Origin of the sequence: Dissulfurimicrobium hydrothermale (genome assembly GCF_022026155.1) — a bacterium.
GTDB classification, from domain to species: Bacteria; Desulfobacterota; Dissulfuribacteria; order Dissulfuribacterales; family Sh68; genus Dissulfurimicrobium; species Dissulfurimicrobium hydrothermale.
The window spans coordinates 273,573-298,514 of the sequence record NZ_CP085041.1 but is presented as its reverse complement, the minus strand read 5'-3'; the positions used below and the strand labels follow the sequence as shown (position 1 = coordinate 298,514).

The window sequence follows — 24,942 nt, the reverse complement described above, 5'->3', positions numbered from 1 at the left end:
GAAATTATCCGGAAACGCACCCCTTCTTTCAGGAAGAAACCTGAAAGAAGGGTAAGACATACATGGATAAAGATAGAAAAAAACTCATATTCCACGCCATATACTGGATTATCGGCCTGATTATAATCTTCGGCCTGCCGCATCTGTGGCTCAGTCTTCAGACCGAAGTAATACCTTACGGTCAATTCAAAGATTTGGTCAAACAAGGACGGATATTAAAAATAACTATAGATCAAAGCGAGATAAAAGGCCTGCTTTATAAGGGTCCGGCGGTTGAGCTCCCTGACATAAAAGAGAAATTGAAGAAACTCACCTCCACTGACCAGGCGGGCGATCTCGACACCCTGATGGGCAGGAGGGCCGTTTCATTCCAAGAATTGGCCCAGCAACTAAACAGCAAAATAAATCCGCCTGGACAGGTCATCCTTTTTCGTTCGACAAGGGTTGAAGACCCCAAACTCGTGGAGACGCTGGATCAATATGGGGTGGATTATTCAGGTCTGCAGGAGGGTTTTCTAGGTCAGTTGGTGTGGGGCACGCTCTTGCCGATACTCTTTTGGGTAGGACTGTGGTTTTTACTTATGAGAAGCATGGGAAGACCCGGGGCCGGGCTGCTTTCTATAGGCAAATCCAAGGCGAAGGTCGCCATGGAAAAGGATACAGGCGTAAGGTTTTCAGACGTCGCCGGTTGCGAAGAAGCCAAAGAAGAACTTGCCGAGGTAGTGGAATTTTTAAAAGAGCCCCAGAAATATGAGGCGCTTGGCGCGAAGATCCCAAAGGGCGTGCTGCTTCTTGGTCCGCCTGGTACCGGCAAGACCCTCCTTGCAAAGGCCCTTGCTGGTGAAGCAGGTGTGCCGTTTTACAGTATTTCCGGCTCTGAATTCGTTGAGATGTTCGTAGGAGTCGGGGCCGCAAGGGTAAGAGACCTCTTTTCCCAGGCCAAGACAAATGCGCCGTGTATAATCTTCATAGACGAGATAGACGCCATAGGCAAATTTAGAAGTGCAGGCATGATCGCCGGCGGCCATGAAGAGAGGGAACAGACATTGAACCAACTCCTTGTCGAGATGGATGGCTTCGAACCGAATATTGGCGTAATTCTGCTTGCTGCCACAAACCGTCCAGAGGTACTGGATCCAGCCCTCTTGAGACCAGGGCGTTTTGACAGGCAAGTGGTGCTCGACGCCCCGGATGCAAGGGGTAGAGAGGCCATACTGGAAGTCCATTCCAAAGGGAAGCCCTTGGCGCCGGGTGTAAGCCTTAAGGATATAGCCATGAGGACACCCGGATTTTCCGGGGCCGACCTGGCCAACGTAATGAATGAAGCCGCATTGCTTGCCGCCAGAGAAAAGAACAGCCAGATAACGCAAGCGCATCTTGAAGCTGCGGTTGAAAAGATATTGGCCGGACCGGAACGCAAGAGCAGACATCTTGGCGATAAGGAACGGAGGCGCGTGGCCTATCATGAGGCAGGCCATGCACTTGTGGCGTTTTACTGCCCGAACGCCATGCCTGTTGCCAAGATATCCATAATACCAAGGGGCAGGGCCGCACTTGGCTACACGCTTCAACTACCTGAGGAGGAGCAGTTCCTTATCACAAAAAATGAGATCCTGGACAAGATTTGCGTCTCTCTCGGCGGCAGGGCCGCCGAATCAGAGATACTGGGCGAGATAAGCTCGGGGGCGCAGAATGATCTTGAAATGGCCACTGAGATGGCAAGGGGGATGGTGTGCCGCTTCGGTATGAGCGAAAAGATAGGACCATATGCACTTTCGAGGGAGACCAGTCCGTATCTCCGTCAACAGTTCGCGCCTCAGCAGATAGAGGCAATGGGGCCAGAGCTTGCCTCCGAGGTTGATGGGGAAGTACGCCGCATCCTTGCCGAACAGGACGCCAGGGCTAAAGATATAATAGGGAGGCATAAGGAGATATTGGGAAGAGTGGCTGACAAGCTCCTGGCCCAAGAGGTGATGAGTGCCGAGGAGTTTCGTGTTATTATTGAAAAAAATACCAATGAAACAGGAGGAAAAGATGGATCTTAAAAGACGTCTCAAATCTCAAAATGCGCCCGTAATAATAAGCATATGCATAGCCCTTGTCCTGAGCCTGGGCGTATGGGCGACATCCCACTGTGCCTTCTCGTCCAGCGATATCCGCGGTACGGCCAGCGAGGTCCACAATACAGTCCAACCCGCAGTGGGCCAGGATATCACGACCCTTGCAAGACTCGGCAAGGCATTTGCGTCCATAGCCAAATCAGCCATCCCTGCTGTTGTATCAGTTCAGGTGGAAAAGACACTGAAACAGGAACAGATAACTGAGGAAGACCCGTTCGGATTTTTCAACGACCCATTTTTCCGCAGATTTTTCGGGCCGGAAGGGCCGATGTTTGGGAATCCGCATAAATTCCGCCAGATGGGGCTTGGATCCGGTTTTATCATCAGTCAAGACGGCTACATCCTGACAAACAACCATGTAGTGAGCGGAGCGGATGTCATCAAGGTCAAGCTCTATGACGGCAGGGAATTCAAGGCAAAGGTCATAGGCACCGATCCACAGTCCGACATAGCGGTGATCAAGATCCCGGCAACCAACCTCCCGGTACTCAAGCTCGGCGATTCAGACAAGATCGAGGTAGGCGAATGGGCCATTGCCATAGGGAACCCGTTCGGCTTGAAGGAGACGGTCACGGTCGGTGTCATAAGCGCCAAGGGAAGAGATCGTGTAGGCATAAGCGACTATGAAGACTTCATACAGACAGACGCGGCCATCAACCCAGGTAACTCTGGGGGTCCGCTTTTGAATATATATGGGGAGGTCATAGGCATAAATACCGCCATTTTCTCAAAAAGCGGCGGCTATATGGGCATAGGCTTCGCCATACCCATAAACATGGCTAAGGTCATTAAAGACCAGCTTATAGCCAAGGGCAAGATAACGAGGGGTTGGCTTGGTGTAGTCATCCAAGACGTAACCGAGGATCTCGCCAAGTCTTTCGGTCTCAAAAAGAAAGAGGGTGTATTGGTTGCTGACGTGACCAATGGCTCCCCTGCGGAAAAGGCCGGAATCAAGCGGGGAGATGTCATAATTGAGCTGAACGGGGTGAAGATAAACGATTCCGGCGAACTCAGGAACAAAATAGCCCTCACAGCGCCCGGCACCGTGGTGAAATTGGAGATCGAACGCAATGGCAAAAGGCTTTCAATCCCTGTAACCATAGCGGAACAGCCCCAGGGGATTGCGGCCTCATTAACCCAGCCCAAACTGCTTGAGCGGCTTGGTTTCACGGTACAAGATATCACGCCTGAGATAGCCGAGCAGCTTGGCTACAAAAGGGGTCAAGGCGTTGTCATCTCGGATGTGGAATATGGCTCCATTGCAGCGCAGGCAGGACTCCGCCCTGGCATGCTGATCGAAGAGGTGAACCGTCAACGTGTACATAATGTTGTTGAATTCAACAAGGCCCTGTTGAAACAGAACAAGATGGTCCTCTTGAGGATACGATACGGGCAGATCAGCCAATATATCACGTTGTCCCTAGAGTAAATTCACGGCAGGGGGTCTCGATGAAAAGAGACCCCCCTTTTTTTAACAAAAACTACTTTTGATGATCTCGTAAAAGTCATTATGATATGGCTAAGCAAAAATTTTAAATGCAAGGTGCGCAGATCCTGGGGAATGAGGCGTACCCCCTGTACGTCGCAGTGACGAAGGATGCAGCGCAACACGGCAGTCGGCGACCCTTTGCGACGCCATTACTTTATAATAACTACTTAGGTATGTATCCATGTTTTTCAACCCATTCGCCATAATATATTTCGTCATATTTCTCTTTATATTGTTGCTGCTGTTCGCCTTCATCCAGATAGGTGCCATTACGATCGCCTTTGCAAAGATAGGGCTGAGCCCAACTCAGGCCTTCGGTTTTTTGCTCCTGTCCCTGATCGGCAGCCACATAAACATCCCTATAAAGCGCATTGCAGGCGATGACATAGATGCGCCTGACACAGTAAGGTATTTCGGCGTAACCTATAAAATACCCAAAAGGAACGCAAACACCAGTATAATAGCCATAAACCTCGGGGGGGCCGTAGTTCCGATATTTCTATCCATCTATCTCTTCGTAAAGCAAGGCCTTTTTTTTGAACCCATACTCGGCATATTTATAATAACCATTATATCTTATCTCCTTGCAAGGCCGGTGCCGAGGCTTGGCATCGCCCTGCCGGTCTTTATACCGCCGCTCCTTTCTGCGCTGGTGGCTGTGATGCTCTCCTCAGGCGAACACGCCCCTGTCGTGGCTTACATATCAGGGGTTATCGGGACCCTTGTCGGGGCCGATATCCTACATCTAAAAGACGTAGGGCATCTTGGCGCGCCGGTGGTTTCAATCGGCGGCGCAGGGACGTTCGATGGGATATTTTTAACTGGTATAATAGCTGTGCTTTTGGCTTAAGGTCAAAAATCTCAAAAAGGGAGAAATATGATCATAACACCGATTTCTTATCCCTCTGATGAAGGGGACGCCAGGATCAATGCCCTGTGTTCTCGCAGATTCGACATCAAGGAAGACATAGAATATGCCGTAAAAGAGATATTGAAAGATGTAATGGTCTACGGGGACGATGCCCTTGTAAGATACACGCGCATGTTCGATGCCCCTGACTTTTCCCGTGAAGACTTGAAGGTCACCTCTGAAGAAATGGAGGATGCCCGTTCAAGGGTGGATGAAAACTTCCTTGCGAGCCTTGGAAAGGCCATAAAAAACATCGAGGAATTCCATAGGCACGAATTGCCGAATTCATGGATGATGACCAGGGAAAACGGTGTGGTGCTCGGCCAAATGGTCCGACCCGTAGACGCCGCTGGCCTCTACGTGCCTGGTGGCAAGGGCGGTCTGACACCGCTTGTCTCATCCGTGCTCATGAACGCCATCCCGGCAAAGATCGCAGGGGTAAAAAGGATCGTCCTCGCAACCCCGCCCAACGACAAAAAGGAGATAGATCCACATATCTTGGCCGCGGCGTCCTTGTGCGGCATAAATGAGATATATAAGGCCGGCAGCGCATGGGCCATCGGTGCAATGGCATACGGTACCGAGTCGATCGCCCCTGTTGATGTAGTTGCGGGCCCTGGCAATATCTACGTCGCCGCAGCTAAAAGGTTCGTCTCAGGGCTTGTAGGCATAGATATGATTGCAGGACCGAGTGAGGTAGTGATCATAGCGGACAAGGGTGCAGACAAGGGATATGTGGCTGCGGATCTTCTGTCGCAGGCCGAGCATGACCCGATGGCAACCGCCGTACTGATAACCACAGATGCAGGACTTGGAAAAGATGTAGCAGTAGAGGTTGAGCGATTGGCGGCAGGGCTTGAGAGAAAAGAGACTGCGATAAGTGCCCTTAGAGATAACGGCCTCATATTGGCTGTCAACAGCCTCGACGCGGCCGTGTCTTTGGCGAACAGGATATCGCCCGAACACCTTGAACTGATGGTCAGGGATCCATGGGAGGTGCTTCCTCATATACGCCATGCCGGGGCCATCTTTCTCGGCGATTACACCCCTGAACCTGTTGGAGACTACATCGCCGGGCCGAACCACGTCTTGCCCACCATGGGGACGGCAAGATTCTCTTCAGCCCTCGGCGTCGAGACATTCCTCAAACGTTCAAGCATCATATCATATACAAAAAAAGGTTTTGCAGATGACGCCAGGGACATAATCGCCCTTGCAGAAAAGGAAGGGCTTACGGCCCATGCAAGGTCTATAGAAACAAGACTCAATTCAATAACCCCCGACTAAAGCCTGCGGACTTCCGCGCTAGAGTTTTTGTGAAGGCCAGCTCAGGGTTAGGTCTTTATCCGTTCCCTTGCCGAGAGTGCTCGCTTCAAGGTCATGGTGTCTGCATATTTGATGTCCATGCCCATGGGGATACCGCATGCTATACGCGTCACCCATGTACCAGTGCCTTTGAGGATGTCGCAGAGATAGGCGGCCGTAGCCTCGCCGGCAGCGGTGCTGCTGGTTGCAATAATCACCTCTTTTATACCGTCCCTGGCGATGCGGCTTACAAGCTCGGATATCTTAAGCTGTTCAGGACCCACGCCGTCCATCGGGGAGATAACGCCGTGAAGGACGTGATAAAGTCCTCTGAACGCCCCGGACTTCTCTATGGCAAGCATATCGCCTGGATCCTCAACCACACAGATCACATCATGCTCGCGCTTGGGGTCCACGCATATCCGGCACGGGTCCTCCTCGGAAAAGGCAAAACATGATGAACAGAGCCTTATCTTCCGGTGGAGCTCGGCGACAGAATCCGCCAGCTCCCTGGCCTTCGCCTCCGGCCATTTAAGTATCTGGAGAGCGAAACGCATGGCGGTCTTCTCGCCGACGCCAGGAAGCCTCTCTATATTCTTCATTAATCTCTCCAGTGCAGGGGGAAATACTGATGACATAGAAGTTAAATGAGACCAGGGATCCTGAGACCACCTGTGATTTTGGACATCTCCTCCTCGGCCATCTCCTTTGCCCGTAGGATAGCCTCGTTTACAGCAGCCACAACGAGGTCTTGAAGCATCTCGACATCGTCAGGGTTCACCACTTCTTTTTCTATGGTAATGGAGATGATTTCTGGCTTTCCATTGGCCACGGCCTTGACCATCCCACCGCCGGCAGAGGCCTCTATCTTCTTCTGGACAAGTTCTTCCTGAAGCTGTGCGATCTTGGCCTGAAGCCTCTGCGCCTGCCTCATCATTTCCTTCATGTTGGGTTGCATACTTTGCTCCTCTCTTTTAACAAATTGAATCAAAACGAACCATCCCTGTCTTTGTCGGGAAACAATTTAACATCCATGATCCTGGCGTCAAATACCTTTATGGCTTTCTTTACCAGAGGGGCGCTCAAAAGTTCGTCGCGTGCGGATGATTTTTTTGAACCATTCGGCATGCTGCCGCTGGCTTCATCTTCTTTTTTCAAGACCTCTACGACCAAACTAACAGGTCTCTTATAGAACTCCCTGGCGAGGTCTTGAAGACGTGATATATTATCTCTCTCGGAAAGCAGGTCATAGTGCATGCCTGGTACGCACAAAAGCCTTATTATCCCGTTATTTTCGTCTACATTAACCTGCTTGCAGCACACAAGCTTTGACGCAAGCGGCTGGCTCCTTTTCCTTGTAAAACAGAGAAAATCCTCCCAGCTCCCACCTGACAGCGGTGCCGGTCCTTCAGTTGAGGCAATAGATCCTGTCTTGATCTCCATAGAGTCCATCGATGTGCTGTTTGACACAGACGAAGATGCAGGGGAAACAGCTTCGGACCCCACTGGAGACCGGAGCTCGTTGAGACGCCTTAATATCTCATCTATCTTAACGGCATCCCTCATATGGATGAGACGCATGAGCAATATCTCCAAGGAGATCCTTGGGGTTGAGCTCCGCCCTATGGCATCGAGCCCTTTCATCATGGCATCGAGCATCTGCATAAGCCCGTTCGGGCTTACATCGGACAAAAGTGGGCTGAGTTCGTTTATGTCCTCTCTGGACAGCACGACAAGGCCATCGGCCCGCTCAGGCCCAAGCTCCTTCACTACAAGCATATCTCTAAGATAAAGGGTGAGGTCTGAGGCAAACCGCTTGAGATCGACACCATAGCCCTGTACGTCATCCAGGATGCTCAACATGCCCGCCACGTCACCTTTGATAACGGCCCCGGCCATATCCCGCATGACCTGAGAACTGATCACTCCAAGCGCCTCACACACCTCTTCGAGGGAAGATGCGCCGAATGCTACAACCTGATCAAGCAGGCTGAGGGCATCCCTGACGCTTCCCCCGGCCTCTCTCGCAAGGAGCATGATGACTTCACGGTCGAGCCTGAGACCTTCGGCGTGGGCGATCTTGTCGACGTGGGCGGCAAGCGCGGCCGCACCCAATCTCTTGAAGACATGGTGTTGGCACCTTGAATGTATGGTGACAGGGATCTTTTGGGGCTCGGTTGTTGCTAAAATAAAATAGACATGATCAGGCGGCTCCTCAAGGGTCTTCAGGAGTGCATTAAACGCCTCTTTGGTCAGCATATGCGCTTCATCTATTATATAGACCCTGCATCTGCAAAAAGACGGGTGGAATCGACTATTTTCCTTCAAAAGCCTTATCTCATCAATACCCCTGTTCGACGCCGCGTCTATCTCCTGGACGTCCACCGAGCGACCTTCGGTGATCTCCACACATTGCACGCATCTATTGCATGGGTTTTTCGCAGGGCCGGCCTCACAATTTATGGCCTTGGCAAGTATCCTGGCCACGGACGTCTTGCCCACCCCTCTAGCTCCGCTGAAGATCATGGCATGCGAGAGTCTTCCCATCTCAATAGAATTTTGAAGGGTCCGCGTGACATGACGCTGGCCGGCGACATCTTCAAAGGTCTGAGGCCGCCATTTCCTGGCAAGGACTAAGTAAGACATAACAATTGATTAATGATCCAAATAAAACAATCAGCGTGCATAAGGAACAACAGAAAATGATAGCCAGGCACCCCTGCGGCACACGAAATTACCTGCTGCCGTTGCTTCCTTCCGGACCTGGCGGGGTCCACAGGGTTTCGTTGCGCAGGACCCGGCTATCAAAAATTTATAGCTGCCCGAACTTGAGGCCCTTCTCAGTATCAGAAATTCTATATTAAACACAATTCAATCCGTATTCAATAGGCCCCCTCCTGTTTTATTACACAACGAATGGTCTTCATCAAGATAATGACATCGAGACCTAGGTTCCAGTTCCTGACATACCAAGTATCGAGCCCGATCCTATCGCTGTAGGGCGCCTCATTTCTCCCTGAGACCTGCCATAACCCGGTTATGCCGGGAAGCACGCTCAGGATCGTATCACCCTGTGCCATGACAAAAGACCTCTCGCTCGGAAGATACGGTCTTGGACCCACAAGGCTCATGTCACCCTTTAGCACGTTCAGTATCTGTGGCAGTTCATCAAACGACGTTTTCCTCAAAAAACGTCCCACCCTCGTCACCCTAGGGTCATCTTTAAGTTTCCATCGGTCTTCCCATTCAGCTCTGGCCTTCGGATCCTTTTCCAGTATCTCATTGAGTTTTTCATCCGCGCCGAGATACATGGTTCTGAACTTGAGGCATTTGAATAACCTGCCATGCCTCCCGATCCTCTCCTGGGAAAATATGACTGGACCTTTTGAATCAAGCCTTATCATAATGGCTATAACCAGCATGGGCACTGCCAACAAGACAAGCAAAATGAGACTCAGACCCATATCGAAACTCCGCTTTACAAAGACATTCAAGGGCCTTGCAAGGTTGTTTTTGATCTCGAACGCAAAGGTCTGCTCGTTGAAAAAGTGCTGGAGTTCGGCGCCAAGGACGGCGACACCGAACATATCGGGCACAAATGAGATGCCATCTACCTTATGCTGGAGGTTGTTTATGAGATTTTGGAGCCTTTCGCGGCCTGCCGATGGCATGGCGATGAACACATCCGTGACCCTCATCCTTTTTAAATATTTAAAGACGTTGTCCACGCCATGATGGACTTTGACACCTTCAATCCGCATGCCGGCCTTTTCCGGATCGTCATCAAGGATACCTAATATCTCATAGCCATAGTTGGGTTCCCTGCTAAGGGCTTGGATTATCCGCACCCCGGTCTTGCCAGCCCCAAGCACTATCACCCTCTTTTTCAAGAGACCGAACATCCTGAGCACCGCTTTTGCAGCCATCCTTATGGGCGGCAGGGATACCAGCGAAAGCCCTCCCATCAATACGATTACCGTTCTCGAGACCTCCCCGCTCAATTTCCCCATTGATACTAGGGTAAAGACCCCTATTGTGGCTAAAAACGAGACCTTCCATATGGACATGACCTCGTCCCATAAAGAAAATCTCCTTGTGTAAAGCCCCTCGTAATAATAAAAAAAGAGCCATACGATGGGAAACCACCAGATATTTTTAAAAGTGATTACACTAAAATCCCCGCGAAAGCCGGAATATAGAATAGGTAGGATATCCGTTCTAACAAAAACAGATAGGCCTAAAATTAAAGAGATGGCAGCGGCATCTATAAAAAACAAAACAGCGCGTTCAAAAACGGTCTTTAATTTATTGTTCATTCCATGCCCAGAGGTGCATTATCCAGATTAGGCGCACGCCAGTTTTCTAATTTCTAACGACCTTTGCTATAAGCCCGTATGCAGGAATATTATATTCAGATTTATTTCGATTTTGAACATCCATCGTCTTTATTTTTGTCATTTTAACCTGTACATAGGCAGACGCTGGATTAAAATAAAAATCTTCGACCGTATAGATTCTTTTTTGAGGTTCTGATATAAAAAGGCAGTGAAAATCAAGACCCTATCCGTACTTTTCCTTTATAATGTCCTTTTGTACATGTCTTTGCCCGCCGCAGCCCTGCCTGTCCTTGCATTTATGGGATTTAAAGACAAATACCGCGGCCAGCTCAAGGGAAGGCTTGGTATAGGCCTGGATGCAAGGGCCATCGAAGGAAGATACCCCCGCATCTGGGTGCACGCCCTGTCCCTGGGTGAAGCGAACGCCGCGGTTCCCTTTATAAGGGAGGTGGCAAAAAGGTGGCCTGATGCCGGAATCATCTGCTCGGCCTCTACCAAGACCGGCCTCAATGTGCTGAAAGACGCCTTTGCCGGTGCAACGCGTATGATCATCATATCCATGCCCTTTGATTTGCCGCCCGTAATCGCACACTTTATTCGGCGTCTTTCGCCTAACTGTCTCGTGCTGGTTGAGACGGATCTGTGGCCCAACCTCCTCTGGATGTTGAGGCGAAACAGGATACCTGCACTTTTGATAAACGGCAGCATCTCTTCTCGGGCGCATAGCCGTCTTAAACGCCTCGGCACGGCATTCACCGACCTGATCTACGGTGGGCTCAGTCATATAGCCATGCAGTCGGAAATGGATCGCGCAAGGCTCCTTGACCTGGGCCTGCCCGAAGACAGGATAAGCACGGTGGGAAACATCAAATACGACATAAAATGTACAGAGGCGCTCAATCCAATGGATAAGAGGCGCAAACTCGGGCTGGGCGAAGATGGTCACGTCTTTGTAGCGGGAAGTACCCATAAGGGTGAGGAGGCGGTGATATTTTCAGTCTTCAAGGCCCTGAAAAAGGAATTTGCCACCTTGAGACTCGTAATAGCACCAAGGGATCCTGCCAGGGGGAAAGAGGTAGCGGCCATAGCAAGAAACCTGGGGCTAGCCGCAGACTTGCGCAGCGCCGGATCGGGTAAAACAGGAGCTGACATCCTTATACTCGACACGCTTGGAGAGCTTAAGGAGTGCTATCTTGTAGCTGACATCGCCTTTGTCGGAGGTAGCCTTGTAAATGCATGCGGTCACAACATTCTTGAGCCTGCCGCATGCGGCGTGCCTGTAATCTTCGGTCCTAACATGGAGAGTTTCAGATATGCCGCCGATACGTTTGCATTGAAAGGAGCGGGCCTCTACGTTATGGATGCAAGTGGGCTCGAAAACGCAGTCCGCACCCTGTTGAAAGACGATGGCAGACGCATGGAGATGGGGAGGCGCGCGAAGGATCTCATTGCGGAAAATAGCGGCTCGGTTATACGCTGCATCGAGCTGTTGGAAAAATACATTAAAAGGAGACGATTTGTTTGAATCCAAGGCTTTTGCCCCTGCTCTTCCTGCTCGGCAGGCCTTTTTCGCCGCTCTATTCAGGCGTCATGAGGCTCAGACCATGGGCCTATAGAAAGGGCTATCTGGAGACAAAGGCGCTTCCACGCCCTGTCATAAGCATCGGCAACATTACCCTAGGCGGTACCGGCAAGACCCCGCTTGTGATGGCTGTAGCAGAGTGGTTTAAACGACAAGGCCTCAGGGTCGCAGTAGTCACGCGTGGCTATGGCGGCAGTATCGGCAAAGGGCCCGTGCTTGTATCAAAGGGTGAGGGTGCTGTCATCTCTCCGCATAAAGCAGGAGATGAACCGGTCATGATGGCCGAACGGATGTACGGGATCCCTGTAGTAGCTGGCTCCGACAGGTTCAATGCCGGACTTTTTGCCATACAGGAGCTGGACGCACAGATCATCCTGCTTGATGACGGCTTCCAGCACCTTGCGCTCAAGCGGGATATAGACATCTTGCTCCTATCGGCAAGGCGGCTGTTCGGTACAGGCAAGGTCTTTCCTGGCGGTGATCTGAGAGAGCCGCTTTCGGCTATCAGCCGAGCAGCGGCCATTGTGATTACCGATTCGCAGATCTTTGGCCCTGATCAGATCGAGGCCTGTAGGCAGATGCTGGACGTGCTCGCACCTGAAAGACCTGTCTTTTTCAGTCAGACCAAGACAAAGGCCATAAGGGATCTTAATCCATCGACCCCTGTCTTTGCCTTCTGCGGCATAGGTTCTCCCGAGGCGTTTTTTGAGATGTGCGCCGAGACATGGACAGAAATAAGGGGCAAAAAGGCCTTTCGAGACCACCACGTCTATACCCTGCGAGATATCAATGAAATAGCTACGGAGGCCTTGAAGGCAGGGGCGTCATGCGTCGTCACGACCGCAAAGGATGCTGTAAAAGTGACGGGGATTTGGTCGAAGGCTACAGCTAGGGAAGGCAAGATCCTGCCTCTGATGGTCTTTGAGATAGAGGCCGCGCCCGAACCTGAATTGTTCGATTTTATCAAAAGTCAACTGCCCCCTCTTACAGAAGTTGGAGCTTCCTACTTCACAGGATGATGTTCTCTAGAAGGGGATTTTATCTTTCGGTTATCCCCATGCCGGGTTCGCGAAACTTCACAAGGACCCCCCTGATTTTAATCAGAGGAGGAATTGTGGCGTGATTTGCCATCAGCAAGATATTTTTTAAATTCTACCAGTTAAAGAATATCCTAGCCCTGTCCGGGAGGCATCATAGAGCCAATTTGAGAGGCGCACAAAGTCATCAATCGAAAGCGCCTCAGCCCTATGAGAGGGATCTATGCCACATTCGCTCAGTCCTTTGAGCACAAGGCCTTCATCAAGATCCGACAATGACCTGAGGGCGTTGGAAAGCTTTTTTCTCCTCCGGCCGAAACCTGCCTTTACAAGATTTAAGAAAAGGCCGAAACTTAAGGCCTCTCTCTGCGGCGGTCTGAATTTTAACTTGATGACCGTCGAGACCACCTTGGGTATAGGGCGGAAGAGACCTGGAGGGATGTTTATGAGCCTCGAAATCTCTGTACAGTAACCTACAATGATCGAAAGGATGCCGTAATCCTTGCAACCCGGGCCTGAGAGCAGCCGGTCCGCAACCTCTTTCTGGAACATGAGGATCGCAAGGTCGATGGCCTCCTGCTCCTCTATCAGCTTGAACAACATCCGGCTTGAGATATTATACGGGAGGTTTCCAATGATCTTGAGTCTTGAGCCTAATTCATCTGCAAGGGCCTTGTAAGATACATAGAGCATGTCCTCGTTTCTTATCTCGACATTCGGTGCAACCCCGCCCTGAGCCTCAAGATACTCTATCATGCGCCTGTCAAGCTCGATCCCTATCACCCTTTTCACCCTGGGGGCAAGGGCGTGGGTCAAGGCCCCCAGGCCGACACCGAGCTCTACTACCGTGTCTCCTATTGTCAATCCTGAGAGCCTTGCGATCGTCTCGCACGTCCCTTTGTGCACCAAAAAATTTTGTCCCATGGCGCGCTTGGCATAAGGCCTAACACTCATCATCAAATTAAAACCCCTTCCATCATATGGCCTGACAGGGCCTGACATCCTGGCAAGAAGGCCATGGATGGCCTCTGCTCATATCCCCAAACAACGAACAACGAACCTTCCTGGGCTCCACCGTATGCCCGAAAGAAAACAAAAAATGCCTGCTTTTTATTTTGCGGATCCATTGAGACATCACAGCGGGGATATCCGGCTTGGCAAACGGCGTAGCTGAATAGTATTGAATCTAAAAAGGTTTGCATCGGGGGTTTTCCCAAAACAGTATCTACTTTTTATTATACCATTTGATTCATTCATCTAAGTCTTTTTTAATTCTTCAAGATCTGAATATATTTTTTGGTTCTTCGTCATTTTGTGTGGATTTTCAGCATATCGCCCAGAGGTGCGGCCAGCAGGTAGATCATGGTAACGAACGTCTGCACGTTGCGATATCCTCTGGCCCTGGCCCGGGCTGCCTGAAATATCCCATTCAGTCCTTCCAGTCTGGCGTTTGTGTAGTCGTTGCCCCATCGGTTCAAAATACGATCCCTGTGACGCTTTACTGTCTCTATCGCCTTGAAAACTGGCCTTAAAATCGGAGTGTCATTCAATAAACTGTGGGCATAGTTCAGAAAGTGAGTCAACCGCCACTTGGCCCCCTGAGAAAACTCCGCTTTCTTCACCCAGCGAAGCATCTCCTTGATGCGCCATGCCTTGGCTGTATGAACAGCAAAGCCCTCCAGTTCATCAAGAAGTCCCCTCTGTTTCTCTGTCAACCTGCCGCCATCCGAGGCCTTCAGCAATGTCCAGCGGGTCCCCCGCGGCATCCTGCTTTTGACTGATTCACGCCGTCTGACCTCATCCACAGCCCTGTTGAACAACTGCACCACGTGAAACCAGTCCACCACTACCACCGCATTCCCGAAGCGCTCTTCACTGCCGGAGATAAAGGCCTTTGACATGTCGCATACCACCCTGGCTATGTTTTCAGCCTTGCCATTACGCCCTTCAAGATACCTCTCAAAGGCCTCTATGGTCTCCTTGCCCTTACCCTCCGTTGCAAACAAAACAGGACGATCCTTACGGTCAAGATCAATAAATACCGTCACATAGTGATGCCCCCTGGATACAGCGGTCTCATCTACCGCTATGCCCTGAACAGCGCTCAAATCCAGACCGGACATGGCCTGGTTCACATAGTGAAAAACAATCCGCCACAGCGTCTTGTCATCTGTGCCAACTATCCGCGTCGCTGCTGATACAGGCATCTCACGAACCAGAAGCATCGCTGCCTGCTCAAACAACAGCGTGAAACGATTCCCGCTTCGGGCCCATGGCACCCTTACCATCTTAACCCCATGCTCAGGACAATCCGTCCTCGGAACCGATGCCGTAATATAACAATGGTGCTGAAAGAAATTCAGATGCCTCCATGTCTTTTCATGGAAATCATGGGCCTTGCACATACGGCCACACTCAGGACAGGGAAACTCAGCGCCTCTGTCGGCCTGTATCCGTATCTTCAGTTGATGAGGCTCAACACCTGTATCCAACGTCTGACCCGCTATCTTTACAGGGAGGCGTAATGCCCAATCCCTAGATAGATAATTTTAGATAATTTTTAGTCTTGACAAAAAAGCGGTTTTAGTTTCTATATCGTTATATTTAAATAAATATAACGTAGTGATAAAAATCACAAAAAGGAGGCAGAAAAATGAATTATAAGGAGATGGAAAAGGTATTAATGGACGAACTCAGGCTCATGCATCATCCCATTGCGGTTAAGTATCTGTTCACTGATGAACAGGTGCAGGAGTTTAAGGACAATGTGGATGATTATGTAACCCCAGTAAAGCCTCTTACTTTCTGTCAGTCAGAGCTTGGCCCGAGAATGGAGGCCAAGACCGTGGCGGTGACAAAGGAATACATGGGCTGCGCCAATGCAGCCTTTGTTCTGGGCTGGAGCAGCATGAGCGACAAGGAGATAGAGAGCCATTTAAAATATGTAAAAGACAGGGCCCAGGCAGAACGGTTTTTAAAGACAAAACCCAGACTTCCAGAAGGAGCGCTTAAGGTCATTGTGCTGTCAACCCTTGGCAACTCTTATTTTCAGCCCGATACGGTCCACTTCTACTGTGACAATATGCAGGCATATCACCTGGCAGTGGACTATATGGCAGCTATGGATATACATCCATTGCGCACAAATATTACCATGAACTCCTCTGCATGTGCTGGAAATGTATATTCATATCTTGAAAAGACTGCAAACATGCTTCCTGCCTGTAGCGGAAGCTACAATTCAGGCAAGACCGAAAGGGGAGAGATAAATTTTATCATACCAGGAGAGCACATTGAGCCTACAGTTCAGCGCCTTTTGGCCAGAAAGGAAAAATATCACGGTGCGTCTATCACCAGAGTGGGGGATCCATTCCCGGGTATAGATGTATGCAAAAATTGCCCATTGATAAATTTTTGCACAAGAAGGATTTAGCTTTGGTAAATGGTGAAATGGTTTCATGAACGATGAAGCGACAGGTCACTCTGACCATTGACGCCCGACAGATAGTAGTGTCTGGGGGCGCCACAGTGCTTGACGCCGCTAAAGGCGCTGGTATCCCGATCCCGCACTTGTGTCACCTTCCAGGTAAGGATGATGCCCTGCGGCCTTGTCTCTTGTGTCTGGTTGATATAAACGGCGAACATCGCAGGGCTTGCCGCACCGAGGTCAAGGATGGCATGGTGGTGACGACAGACACCCATGCCCTTATAGCATGGAGGCGGGAGAGACTTCAAAAACTGGCCTCTCACCACTACGGAGACTGCAAGGCCCCGTGCAACCTTACTTGTCCTATTGGCATAAACGTCCAGGGTTATGTAAATCTCATAGCAAACCGTCTGTTCAGGGCCGCCCTTGAGCTGATTCGGGAAAAGAACGCCCTGCCTGGCATCATCTGCCGCGTCTGCCCGAGGTTCTGTGAAAGCCGTTGCCGCAGGGTCTTGGTGGATGAGCCTATCGCTATCAACGACCTGAAACGTTTTGTGGTTGATAACTCCATAAAGGAAGGGCCGAGGCCGGTAAGTATTGCGCCTCCAACCGGCTACAGGGTGGCCATTATAGGAGGCGGACCAGCAGGACTTGCCGCTGCCTATTATCTTCGAAAGAACGGGCATGAGGTCACCATATTCGAGACCGAAGAAGATCTGGGCGGGATGGCCCGCTATGGGATACCAGCATTTATGCTTCCCCGAAAATATGTAGATTATGAGATAAATAACATCCTTCGCATGGGCATTCATCTCAAGACCAAGGTCAGGTGGGGAAGGGATTTCGACCTTAAATCATTGTTTGAACAAGGCTATAACTCCATTCTTATTGCCACAGGACAACCACGTAGTAAGCCGCTTGAGATAGAGGGGGCGCACCTTGCAGTAGATGGCATGGAGCTCCTTAGAAAAATAAACGACAATGAGACGGTCAACGCAGGCCGCAGTGTAATAGTCATAGGAGGTGGGCGGACCGCAGTGGCAGCGGCCCGAGCGCTAAGGCGTCTTAAGGCGGAAGTAACCGTGGTCTATCCCAGATCGAGACAGGAGATGCCGGTCCATCTGAGGGATGTAAAAGACGCCGAGGCAGAAGGGGTGCGTTTATTTCTCATGGCCATGCCTGTGAGAATATCAAGGCTCGGCGACCAAGGCCTTCAATTGGAGCTTGCAAGGACTGTCCTTGGAGAACCTGATGAACGAGGAAACAGGGAGCCAAAGCCGATGGATGGGTCTCGTCTTGTATTGGCAGCGGATACCGTTGTCTCAGCCCTCGGTCAGCAAGGGGATCCTCGAATTATTGAGTTTGGCGAGGTTGAGGCAAGGCTGTCGATAAGCTCAACAGGGACCATCAAAGTCAACCCCACCACCATGAAAACAAATCTTCCATGGGTTTATGCCGCCGGTGATGTCGCCTCCGGCCCAAGGACCACAACCCAGGCGGTTGATGCAGGACGGAGAGCGGCGGAGGCCATTCATAAGGACCTTACTGGTCGACACAATATCTCCTTTGACGGTCGCTTCAATTTCACCAGAGGCAGGCGTTTTGAGGAAGTGGACATGAAAAATTTTGACGGAATGTCACTTTATCCTCGTGTCTCAATGCCTGCTCGCCCAGGTGAAAGGCGGGTAAAAGATTTTGACGATGTCGAATTTGGCTATACAGAGGAAATGGCCGTGCGCGAAGCCAGACGCTGTCTTCAGTGCGGCTGTCTGGGCCTTGCCAAGTGTAAATATCGAGAACTCTCAAGAGATTACAATATAAGCACAAAAGATGCGACTGATCGACTCAGATATCCCATAATAAATAATCACAAATCTATTCAAATTGATGCAAATAAGTGCATAATTTGTCATAAGTGTGAGCGATCTTGCGCATTTGATGCCATCAAAATTAATTATAAAGAAATAGATGACACAGTTACAGAAAAGGCAATCGAAATAAATAGGCAATGTGTTTCTTGCGGAGCCTGTGTTGATAACTGTCCAACAGGGGCTTTAGTAAAAAAGAATGTCTTCCTGCCTCTTCTTCCAGGTGAGGCCGATATTACAAAGAGTGTCTGCACCTACTGCGGGACAGGTTGTAACATCGAAGTCCACACAAAGCATAATGTGATACTTGAGGTGAAGGCACAGCCGGATGCCCCGCCAAACTACGGCGAACTATGCGTAAAGGGTAGATTTGGATTTGAGTTCCAGCGCCATCCCAATCGACTTACGCGTCCACTTATCAGGGAAGGCCTGACCGAGCCATTCACCGAGGTGCCCCATGAATATGCTATTGATTTCATAGCCAAAAAATTATCAAATTACAGAGGAGACAGCTTTGCCACCCTCTCCTCTGCCAAGTGCACCAATGAAGAAAACTATGTGTTTCAAAAGTTTGTTAGGGCGGTAATGGGTACAAACAACATAGATCACTGCGCACGCCTTTGTCACGCCCCTACAGTATCCGCTCTGGCCGCCACGCTTGGAAGCGGTGCAATGACAAATTCCATTGAAGAGATAGGAGATGCGGCCTGTATCCTGGCGATTGGTACAAATACGGTGGAGAATCACCCTGTTATCTTTCTTCAAATAAAAAGGGCGATAAAAAATGGCGGGAAACTCATAGTGGTCGATCCGAGGGAGATCGGTCTTTGTAAACTTGCTCATATCTGGCTGAGACACAAATCTGGGACAGATGTGCCATTACTAATGGGTATGGCCAGAGTAATTCTCGAGGAAGGCCTCCTGGACAGGGAATTTATTGACAAACGATGTGAAAATTTTGATGAATTCAAGTCATCGCTTATCAATTTTGACCTTAAGCGGGTATCTGAAATTACAGGTGTGACAATAGCAGATTTGGTCAGGGCGGCAAAGGCCTTTGCTGAAAACCGTCCCGCAACCATTCTCTATGCCATGGGTATTACTCAGCACTCCCACGGGACTGACAATGTGATGGCCGTTTCCAATCTCGCCCTGATTACAGGAAATGTAGGCAAACCATCATCCGGGGTAAATCCCTTAAGGGGACAAAATAATGTACAGGGCGCCTGTGATATGGGCGCCCTGCCGGCTTCCTACCCAGGTTATCAGCGGGTCGATGACAAGGCAGTCAAAAATAAATTCGAAAAGGTCTGGGGTTGCACCTTGTCCGACAGACCTGGCCTATATCTTACAGAGCTTTTTGATGCTATCGACGAAGGAAGGGTGAAGGCCGTCTATATTATGGGTGAGAATCCGGTTCTCAGCGACTCTGACGCAAGACATATTGCAGAGCTTACCCCTTCATATGCCGGTATCAATTACGAACGGCTTAAAAAGATCAGCCTGCAATGGCCATGTCCAAATGTGACCCATCCAGGCACCCGGTATTTGCATGCTGAAAGATTCACACGTGGCAAGGGAAAATTTGTTCCGCTTGAGTATAAACCTTCCATTGAAAATCCAGACCATAAATATCCATTCATTCTTTCCACAGGCCGAAACCTTTTCCACTACCACACAGGCACCATGACAAGAAAGTGTAGCATACTTAATGAAATGCAAAATGAAGAATTAATTGAAATCAATCCCTATGACGCCAAAAATTTAGAAATTGAAGATGGTGATACAGTAACTATATCCTCAAGAAGAGGAGAGATTAAGGCTAAAGCAAAAGTAAGTGAAAGATCGCCAAAAGGGACAGTATTTATGACCTTCCATTTTGCCGAGAGTCCTACCAATCAGCTAACCAATTCTGCCCTTGATCCTGTGGCTAAGATACCAGAATTTAAGGTATGCGCTGTAAATATTAAAAAATATCCTGATTGAATAGTCTTAAAAAATTATAAATTACAATAAAGCTCATAAATTACAGATGGAACTAAAGATAGAAGCTCAAACTCTTATTCTTGAACCAAAGGAAGAAACATATAGGGACGAAAATTTAGCCATAGAAGTTCCTTATCAAGTATTCTTAAATGATAAATACACTGCTTCTTCAATGCTGCTTCCTGTCGGACTTAAAGAGTTTGCCGTTGGTTTTTTATTTGGACAAGGGTATATATCTATTCATGATGAAGTGAAAGAGATATATATATGCCAAGAAGGTAGCATAGCTGTCTATGCAGACATAGAAAGCATAGAGCCAAAAGAGATGATTGTTACTTCAGGATGTGGTGGCACAGGAAGGATTGCGAGAGAGATGCTGAAAGACATTTTTAATAAAGTTCAAGAATACACTATAACACTTCAGGATATCAGACAATTTATTACAGAGGTACTCCATTACTCAAGCTTACAACAGGAAACCCACTGTGTTCACACATGTGGGTTTTGGTCTGAAGATAAAACTAAACTCTGTTATGAAGACATCGGAAGACACAATGCTGTGGACAAAATTATCGGTGCTATTCTCTTGAACAAATTATCGCCCAATGGGGCGATATATACTACAGGCCGATTGACATCGGATATGGTTCTTAAATGTGCGCAGTTAGGCATACCAATTGTCATGTCACGGACTGCCCCATCATCGCTTGCGCTTGAAATCGCAAGGCGGGCAAATATTACACTGATTGGATATGCCAGGCCAGATAGGGTCAATATCTTTCATGCTCCTTGGCGTATCATTCAATAATCATAACCTGAAAAAGGAGAATAACTATCTAAAATGATATCGTTTAACGATGCAAAAGACATTATTGATAAGAATTTGCCAATGATAGATAAAACAGAAGAAATTGAACTTGATAAAGCACTGATGAGGGTCTGTGCTAAAGATGTCTTTGCTAAAGAAAATATTTTAAATTTCAAGAGATGTGCAGTAGATGGATTTGCCATACGAAGTGAAGATATAAAAGGGGGAATGGAAAAAGGATTAAAGATAGTGGATGCAATTGATGCTGGAGAAATTTCAGAGATTGCAGTGCGAAGAGGCGAATGTATAAAGGTTGCAACAGGTTGCAAATTACCACAAAACTGCACTATGGTTATCATGATAGAAGATACACAAATTATAAATGAAGATAAAATAGTAATATTAAAAACAAGTAATAACAAAAATTACGATGATATTGGAAGCGATGTCAAAAAAGGAGAGAAAATTGTAAACAAAGGGGAAATATTAACTCCGCCAAAAATAGGGCTTCTTGCAGCAAATGGAAATGCAAAAATAGAAGTATACGGCAAATTTAAGATCGGAATTTTGATAACTGGAGACGAAATTATTCCTCTAAATGGGGTACACGAAAGAGAACTGAAAAACGGGAAAATTTACGATTCTAATTCCTATATCATCAAATCTATGTTAGCGGGTTTTTTTACTATAAAACATTATGGGATTGTAAATGATGTTAAAGAAGATATAGATAAAATTTTGGAAAGAGCCTGGCAAGATGATGAAATAGATATAATGATAATGACTGGCGGGACATCAATGGGAGATAAAGATATAGCATATAAAATTATTGAAGAAAAAGGTGATATGTTATTTCATAAACTTTTTATTAAACCAGGGAAACCAACATTTTTTGGAAAAGTTAAAGACAAATCTATCATTGGTTTACCCGGCAACCCTACGTCAGCATTTATAATAATCGATGCATTATTCCTTCCAATTTTGTTTAAAAAATCACGCCTGAAATTTAAAGAAAAAAGAATTTCTGCAATCTTAGATAACGATGTTGAAACAGGTGATAGAGATACTTTAATGCCGTTTAAACTTAAAGAGGCAGAAGGAAAGGTTTACGCTGAAAACACATTTAAACACTCCGGGGCAATATCAAGCGTCAGCCAGGCAGATGGATATGCAATGATACCGGCAAATAGTAAATTTAAAATGGGACAAAAAATTGATGGGATATTATTCCATTTTAAATCCTGTGACTATTTGCGGACCATCTGAAATTCCACAACTGAACGAGGTTCCGTATGTTCCGCTCGACTTACAGATCTCAGGGCGGCGCGGGCAGACAGGGTTTTTAGATAGATAATTTTAGATAATTTTTAGTCTTGACAAAATAAGCAATCTTTGTTTCTATATCGTTATATTTAAATAAATATAACCTTAACCAGGGAGGATCGCATGTTTGACAACAAGTTGTCGAGAAGGGGATTTATTGCGGGGGCAAGCGCGCTTGCGGTGGGGGCAGCCTATGCCCAGTTAAGTGGCCTGCCTTCGGCAGAGGCCAAGGGTCAGCCATCTGAAAGGTGGCCGTGGCCTTATGTGAAGCTTGATCCCGCAACGAGCGCCGAGATAGCCTACAAGGAGTGGTACAGGCTATACTGCGGAGGAGCTGTAATCAGCAGTATCTTTGGCCAGCTCAGGGAAAAGGCGGGCGGGCCTTATAAGGCATTTCCCATTGATCACTTTATTTATCTTGAAGGGGGCACCTGCGGCTGGGGGACGATATGCGGTTCGCTTGCAGGGGCGACTATGGTCATAAATATGATAGTTGGGCCAGAGAAACTTGAACCAAGCGTATGGGAAAACCACACGGACGCCATACTGATGGGTTCCGAGGTGATGCAGTGGTATTCGGATGCGAATATGCCGGTCTTTGTTCCAAAGAATCCGAAAACAACCGCCGGATTACCACACACCGTAAGCCATTCTCCGCTTTGTCATATTTCAGTAGGTAAATGGATGAAGGCCGCGAATAAACCGCTTGGAAGCCCAGAGAGAAAGGACAGGTGCGCCCGTGTTGCTGCAAGCGTAACCTACCGTGTCGTAGAGCTTTTGAATGAATGGAAAGACGGCAAATATGAAACCAAGGGCCTATTCCCGCCGGAAGAATATGACATAACGGCACAGGGCAACTGCGAAGAATGTCATGGTTCAAACGTTCCAACACCGCCTTCAAGCAAAAAGCGTGAGAAAGCCTCTTAATTAAAAAAGAGGGTGTTGTATTGAGTGGGCCTTTGGTCAATAAGGTCAAAGGCCTTATAATTTTATATTGTTTTCAGCATAAGGCGCAGCATACAGACACCGGCAGAGATTTGTTATGGCAGGAACAATTAATAAAGCAGGCTCAAAGTGTAACTTAAAAACGCCGTCTTACTGTCTTGATAATTGGGCGCACTTTATTCAGGAAGAACGCATGCGGAATGTATCAACGGCCAATTCGGCCATGGTGCTCCTGTATTGGGAAGTTGGGCGGATGATTCTGGTGCGGCAGGCCCGGTCAGGCTGGGGGGCCAAGGTCATCGACCGGCTAGCCAGGGACCTGCACGAGGCCTTTCCTGGCATGAAGGGGTTATCGCCGCGGAACCTCAAATACATGCGCGCCTTTGCCGCGGCCTGGCCGGATCAGACAACCGTACAAGAGACACTTGCACAAATTTCATGGTATCACAACCTGACACTGCTGGAGAAACTGGACGAGCCAAACACTCGGCTTTGGTATGCCCGCCAGACCATCAAACATGGCTGGTCGCGAAGGATTTTGGTGCAGCACATCAGGTCCAGGCTAAAAGAGCGCCAGGTGCAAAGGCTGGCGCCGGATTCAAGGCTGTTTACCCGCCGGCCTGCCGCAGGATGGACATCGGGACCCTCGGATCGTCATCCCTCTGTCTGTGTAACGACAATGTCTGTAGTGCTTGTATAACTGAATGGACAATCAGTTGTCGGGCTGGATAGGCGCATTGCCTTGCTAGGTGCTAGGCAGGGCCTGCCGCCTGGCATTGTCTGTTGGCCAGAGGTTTTTGAGGAGGTTTATTAGCGCCATCGCCTCATTTGGCGGTTTACCCTTGGGAAGGATCAGGTTTGCAGCTAGGAAAAGTCTTCCCCTCTCACCAGTCTCGTTTGTCCAGCCCTTGTCGGCTACGGTGATGATTTCTCCCTGCGCAAGCCCTGGAGGTATATCTATGAGTAAGGTGCTGTCGATCGCCGCCACGCTTACCTTGCCCCCCATAAGCGCGGTCCAGATGTCGATGTCGAGTCTTGTATAGATATCAAGGCCGTCAAGCCTCCAGCCTTCAGGGAATTCCACCCTTATTTCCACAAAGGCCGGATCCCTTGCATTTTTGTCCGCACGCCATGGACCCTGTCCCTGGAGCCTCAACACCTCGCCGTTCCTAACCCCTTTCGGTAGGCGAACGGTTATGTCCCTTGTTATGACGATACACCCCCTGCCCCGGCAAAGCCTACATGGCGGTTGGCCTACGTAGCCCGTTCCGGAGCATGTGGCACAGACGACAAACAAGTTTTCGGTGCCCCATACCAAGGCCCGGCGCCCTGTGCCGTTGCAGTCTGCGCATATGCATATGCCGTTTCTTGTTGCCGCTGGATCCGCATAGGCGCGTCCGGAGCCGCTGCATTCAGGGCATATGGCCTCCCTGTCGGCAATTGTTATCTTTTTTGCAGCCCCACGAAATGCCTCTTCGGCGGTGACATTCAAAAAAAAGAACGCCCCGTCTTCGATCTCATTACGATCTGGCTTGTTCGTTGTCTTTGTGTGTCCGGGTGTTATGTTAGTGAGACCTTGGATGAGTTGCTCATAGGCGGCCCTGATGCGCAAAAAGGTGTCTATGCCGTGCAAGGAAGGCCTTGTAATATCAGGATGGCAAAGCCTCACCAGCCTTCTGTATGCCTGCCTGATCTCCTCGCGGCTCGCGCCAGGAGAAAGACCGAGCACCATCCACGGATCTCCATCACGATCATGTCGGCTGATTGCCAATACCATAAACTCCTTTTTTCATAAGCAATATCAT

General features: G+C 48.9%; 19 protein-coding genes and 1 other RNA gene. 12 read left to right on the top strand and 8 right to left on the bottom strand.

The genetic code is table 11. The features are described 5' to 3' along the window. The first annotated feature begins 62 nt into the window (after nt 1–62). The 4 genes from ftsH to hisD all read left to right on the top strand — a co-directional run bounded on the left by ftsH (nt 63) and on the right by hisD (nt 5,806). Nucleotides 63–2,045 carry an ATP-dependent zinc metalloprotease FtsH gene (gene ftsH / locus LGS26_RS01450; RefSeq protein WP_237888900.1) on the top strand — a complete coding sequence of 661 codons (1,983 nt, stop codon included), beginning with the start codon at nt 63–65 and terminating at the stop codon, nt 2,043–2,045. Further along, entirely contained in the window at nt 2,035–3,549 is a 1,515-nt protein-coding gene (locus tag LGS26_RS01445) for a DegQ family serine endoprotease (RefSeq protein ID WP_237888899.1), read from the top strand. The genes ftsH and LGS26_RS01445 overlap by 11 nt, the downstream gene beginning before the upstream one ends. Before the next feature lie 241 nt (nt 3,550–3,790). After that, a complete protein-coding gene (locus tag LGS26_RS01440) occupies nt 3,791–4,459 on the top strand; it encodes a DUF1614 domain-containing protein (protein ID WP_237888898.1) in 669 nt (222 codons plus the stop codon). 27 nt (nt 4,460–4,486) lie between these two features. Continuing rightward, nucleotides 4,487–5,806: a histidinol dehydrogenase gene (hisD, locus tag LGS26_RS01435; protein WP_237888897.1), complete on the top strand. Its 1,320-nt coding sequence runs from the start codon at nt 4,487–4,489 to the stop codon at nt 5,804–5,806. A gap of 47 nt (nt 5,807–5,853) precedes the next feature. Here hisD and recR read toward each other — a convergent pair whose 3' ends face one another. The 5 genes from recR to wbaP all read right to left on the bottom strand — a co-directional run bounded on the left by recR (nt 5,854) and on the right by wbaP (nt 10,140). Then, on the bottom strand, nt 5,854–6,426 hold the full coding sequence (gene recR, locus LGS26_RS01430; RefSeq protein ID WP_237888896.1) for a recombination mediator RecR: 573 nt from the start codon (nt 6,424–6,426) through the stop codon (nt 5,854–5,856). 41 nt (nt 6,427–6,467) lie between these two features. Next, nucleotides 6,468–6,782 (bottom strand): YbaB/EbfC family nucleoid-associated protein, encoded by a 315-nt coding sequence (locus LGS26_RS01425; RefSeq protein ID WP_237888895.1) that lies wholly within the window; start codon nt 6,780–6,782, stop codon nt 6,468–6,470. Between the two features lie 29 nt (nt 6,783–6,811). Next, nucleotides 6,812–8,470: a DNA polymerase III subunit gamma/tau gene (gene dnaX, locus LGS26_RS01420; protein WP_237888894.1), complete on the bottom strand. Its 1,659-nt coding sequence runs from the start codon at nt 8,468–8,470 to the stop codon at nt 6,812–6,814. A gap of 58 nt (nt 8,471–8,528) precedes the next feature. Next, nucleotides 8,529–8,627: signal recognition particle sRNA small type (gene ffs / locus LGS26_RS01415), an RNA gene on the bottom strand. Nucleotides 8,628–8,706: 79 nt separating this feature from the next. Next, nucleotides 8,707–10,140 carry an undecaprenyl-phosphate galactose phosphotransferase WbaP gene (gene wbaP / locus LGS26_RS01410; protein WP_237888893.1) on the bottom strand — a complete coding sequence of 478 codons (1,434 nt, stop codon included), beginning with the start codon at nt 10,138–10,140 and terminating at the stop codon, nt 8,707–8,709. 280 nt (nt 10,141–10,420) lie between these two features. Here wbaP and LGS26_RS01405 point away from each other — a divergent pair, with 280 nt between their 5' ends. Further along, nucleotides 10,421–11,686 carry a 3-deoxy-D-manno-octulosonic acid transferase gene (locus LGS26_RS01405; RefSeq protein WP_237888892.1) on the top strand — a complete coding sequence of 422 codons (1,266 nt, stop codon included), beginning with the start codon at nt 10,421–10,423 and terminating at the stop codon, nt 11,684–11,686. Beyond that, nucleotides 11,683–12,762: a tetraacyldisaccharide 4'-kinase gene (gene lpxK, locus LGS26_RS01400; RefSeq protein ID WP_237888891.1), complete on the top strand. Its 1,080-nt coding sequence runs from the start codon at nt 11,683–11,685 to the stop codon at nt 12,760–12,762. The genes LGS26_RS01405 and lpxK overlap by 4 nt, the downstream gene beginning before the upstream one ends. A 126-nt stretch (nt 12,763–12,888) precedes the next feature. Here lpxK and rsmA read toward each other — a convergent pair whose 3' ends face one another. Then, the gene (gene rsmA, locus LGS26_RS01395) at nt 12,889–13,737 is read right to left on the bottom strand and encodes a 16S rRNA (adenine(1518)-N(6)/adenine(1519)-N(6))-dimethyltransferase RsmA (RefSeq protein WP_237888890.1); all 849 of its coding nucleotides are present in this window, start codon (nt 13,735–13,737) and stop codon (nt 12,889–12,891) included. Nucleotides 13,738–14,087: 350 nt separating this feature from the next. After that, complete coding sequence (locus tag LGS26_RS01390; RefSeq protein WP_237889811.1) at nt 14,088–15,287, bottom strand: ISL3 family transposase; 1,200 nt, start codon at nt 15,285–15,287, stop codon at nt 14,088–14,090. Between the two features lie 146 nt (nt 15,288–15,433). Here LGS26_RS01390 and LGS26_RS01385 point away from each other — a divergent pair, with 146 nt between their 5' ends. The 6 genes from LGS26_RS01385 to LGS26_RS01360 all read left to right on the top strand — a co-directional run bounded on the left by LGS26_RS01385 (nt 15,434) and on the right by LGS26_RS01360 (nt 23,837). After that, entirely contained in the window at nt 15,434–16,213 is a 780-nt protein-coding gene (locus tag LGS26_RS01385) for a DUF169 domain-containing protein (protein WP_237888889.1), read from the top strand. A 32-nt stretch (nt 16,214–16,245) separates the two neighbouring features. After that, nucleotides 16,246–20,061: an FAD-dependent oxidoreductase gene (locus LGS26_RS01380; RefSeq protein WP_237888888.1), complete on the top strand. Its 3,816-nt coding sequence runs from the start codon at nt 16,246–16,248 to the stop codon at nt 20,059–20,061. 46 nt (nt 20,062–20,107) lie between these two features. Next, nucleotides 20,108–20,869, top strand: a complete 762-nt coding sequence (gene fdhD / locus LGS26_RS01375) for a formate dehydrogenase accessory sulfurtransferase FdhD (RefSeq protein WP_237888887.1) — start codon at nt 20,108–20,110, stop codon at nt 20,867–20,869. 33 nt (nt 20,870–20,902) lie between these two features. Further along, entirely contained in the window at nt 20,903–22,135 is a 1,233-nt protein-coding gene (locus LGS26_RS01370; protein ID WP_237888886.1) for a molybdopterin molybdotransferase MoeA, read from the top strand. A gap of 180 nt (nt 22,136–22,315) precedes the next feature. Then, nucleotides 22,316–23,119: a C-GCAxxG-C-C family protein gene (locus tag LGS26_RS01365; RefSeq protein WP_237888885.1), complete on the top strand. Its 804-nt coding sequence runs from the start codon at nt 22,316–22,318 to the stop codon at nt 23,117–23,119. Nucleotides 23,120–23,330: 211 nt separating this feature from the next. After that, on the top strand, nt 23,331–23,837 hold the full coding sequence (locus tag LGS26_RS01360; RefSeq protein WP_330873309.1) for a DUF1016 N-terminal domain-containing protein: 507 nt from the start codon (nt 23,331–23,333) through the stop codon (nt 23,835–23,837). A gap of 45 nt (nt 23,838–23,882) precedes the next feature. Here the strand turns inward: LGS26_RS01360 and LGS26_RS01355 are convergent, their stop codons facing one another. After that, nucleotides 23,883–24,914 (bottom strand): DnaJ C-terminal domain-containing protein, encoded by a 1,032-nt coding sequence (locus LGS26_RS01355; RefSeq protein WP_237888884.1) that lies wholly within the window; start codon nt 24,912–24,914, stop codon nt 23,883–23,885. Nucleotides 24,915–24,942 lie beyond the last annotated feature (28 nt).

What these genes read in the sequence shown, in the direction of transcription:
- ftsH (WP_237888900.1), top strand. Translation starts at nt 63, where the DNA reads ATGGATAAAGATAGAAAAAAACTCATATTCCACGCCATATACTGGATT.
- LGS26_RS01445 (WP_237888899.1), top strand. Translation starts at nt 2,035, where the DNA reads ATGGATCTTAAAAGACGTCTCAAATCTCAAAATGCGCCCGTAATAATA.
- LGS26_RS01440 (WP_237888898.1), top strand. Translation starts at nt 3,791, where the DNA reads ATGTTTTTCAACCCATTCGCCATAATATATTTCGTCATATTTCTCTTT.
- hisD (WP_237888897.1), top strand. Translation starts at nt 4,487, where the DNA reads ATGATCATAACACCGATTTCTTATCCCTCTGATGAAGGGGACGCCAGG.
- recR (WP_237888896.1), bottom strand. Translation starts at nt 6,426, where the DNA reads ATGAAGAATATAGAGAGGCTTCCTGGCGTCGGCGAGAAGACCGCCATG.
- LGS26_RS01425 (WP_237888895.1), bottom strand. Translation starts at nt 6,782, where the DNA reads ATGCAACCCAACATGAAGGAAATGATGAGGCAGGCGCAGAGGCTTCAG.
- dnaX (WP_237888894.1), bottom strand. Translation starts at nt 8,470, where the DNA reads ATGTCTTACTTAGTCCTTGCCAGGAAATGGCGGCCTCAGACCTTTGAA.
- wbaP (WP_237888893.1), bottom strand. Translation starts at nt 10,140, where the DNA reads ATGAACAATAAATTAAAGACCGTTTTTGAACGCGCTGTTTTGTTTTTT.
- LGS26_RS01405 (WP_237888892.1), top strand. Translation starts at nt 10,421, where the DNA reads ATGTCTTTGCCCGCCGCAGCCCTGCCTGTCCTTGCATTTATGGGATTT.
- rsmA (WP_237888890.1), bottom strand. Translation starts at nt 13,737, where the DNA reads ATGATGAGTGTTAGGCCTTATGCCAAGCGCGCCATGGGACAAAATTTT.
- LGS26_RS01385 (WP_237888889.1), top strand. Translation starts at nt 15,434, where the DNA reads ATGAATTATAAGGAGATGGAAAAGGTATTAATGGACGAACTCAGGCTC.
- LGS26_RS01380 (WP_237888888.1), top strand. Translation starts at nt 16,246, where the DNA reads ATGAAGCGACAGGTCACTCTGACCATTGACGCCCGACAGATAGTAGTG.
- fdhD (WP_237888887.1), top strand. Translation starts at nt 20,108, where the DNA reads ATGGAACTAAAGATAGAAGCTCAAACTCTTATTCTTGAACCAAAGGAA.
- LGS26_RS01370 (WP_237888886.1), top strand. Translation starts at nt 20,903, where the DNA reads ATGATATCGTTTAACGATGCAAAAGACATTATTGATAAGAATTTGCCA.
- LGS26_RS01365 (WP_237888885.1), top strand. Translation starts at nt 22,316, where the DNA reads ATGTTTGACAACAAGTTGTCGAGAAGGGGATTTATTGCGGGGGCAAGC.
- LGS26_RS01360 (WP_330873309.1), top strand. Translation starts at nt 23,331, where the DNA reads ATGCGGAATGTATCAACGGCCAATTCGGCCATGGTGCTCCTGTATTGG.
- LGS26_RS01355 (WP_237888884.1), bottom strand. Translation starts at nt 24,914, where the DNA reads ATGGTATTGGCAATCAGCCGACATGATCGTGATGGAGATCCGTGGATG.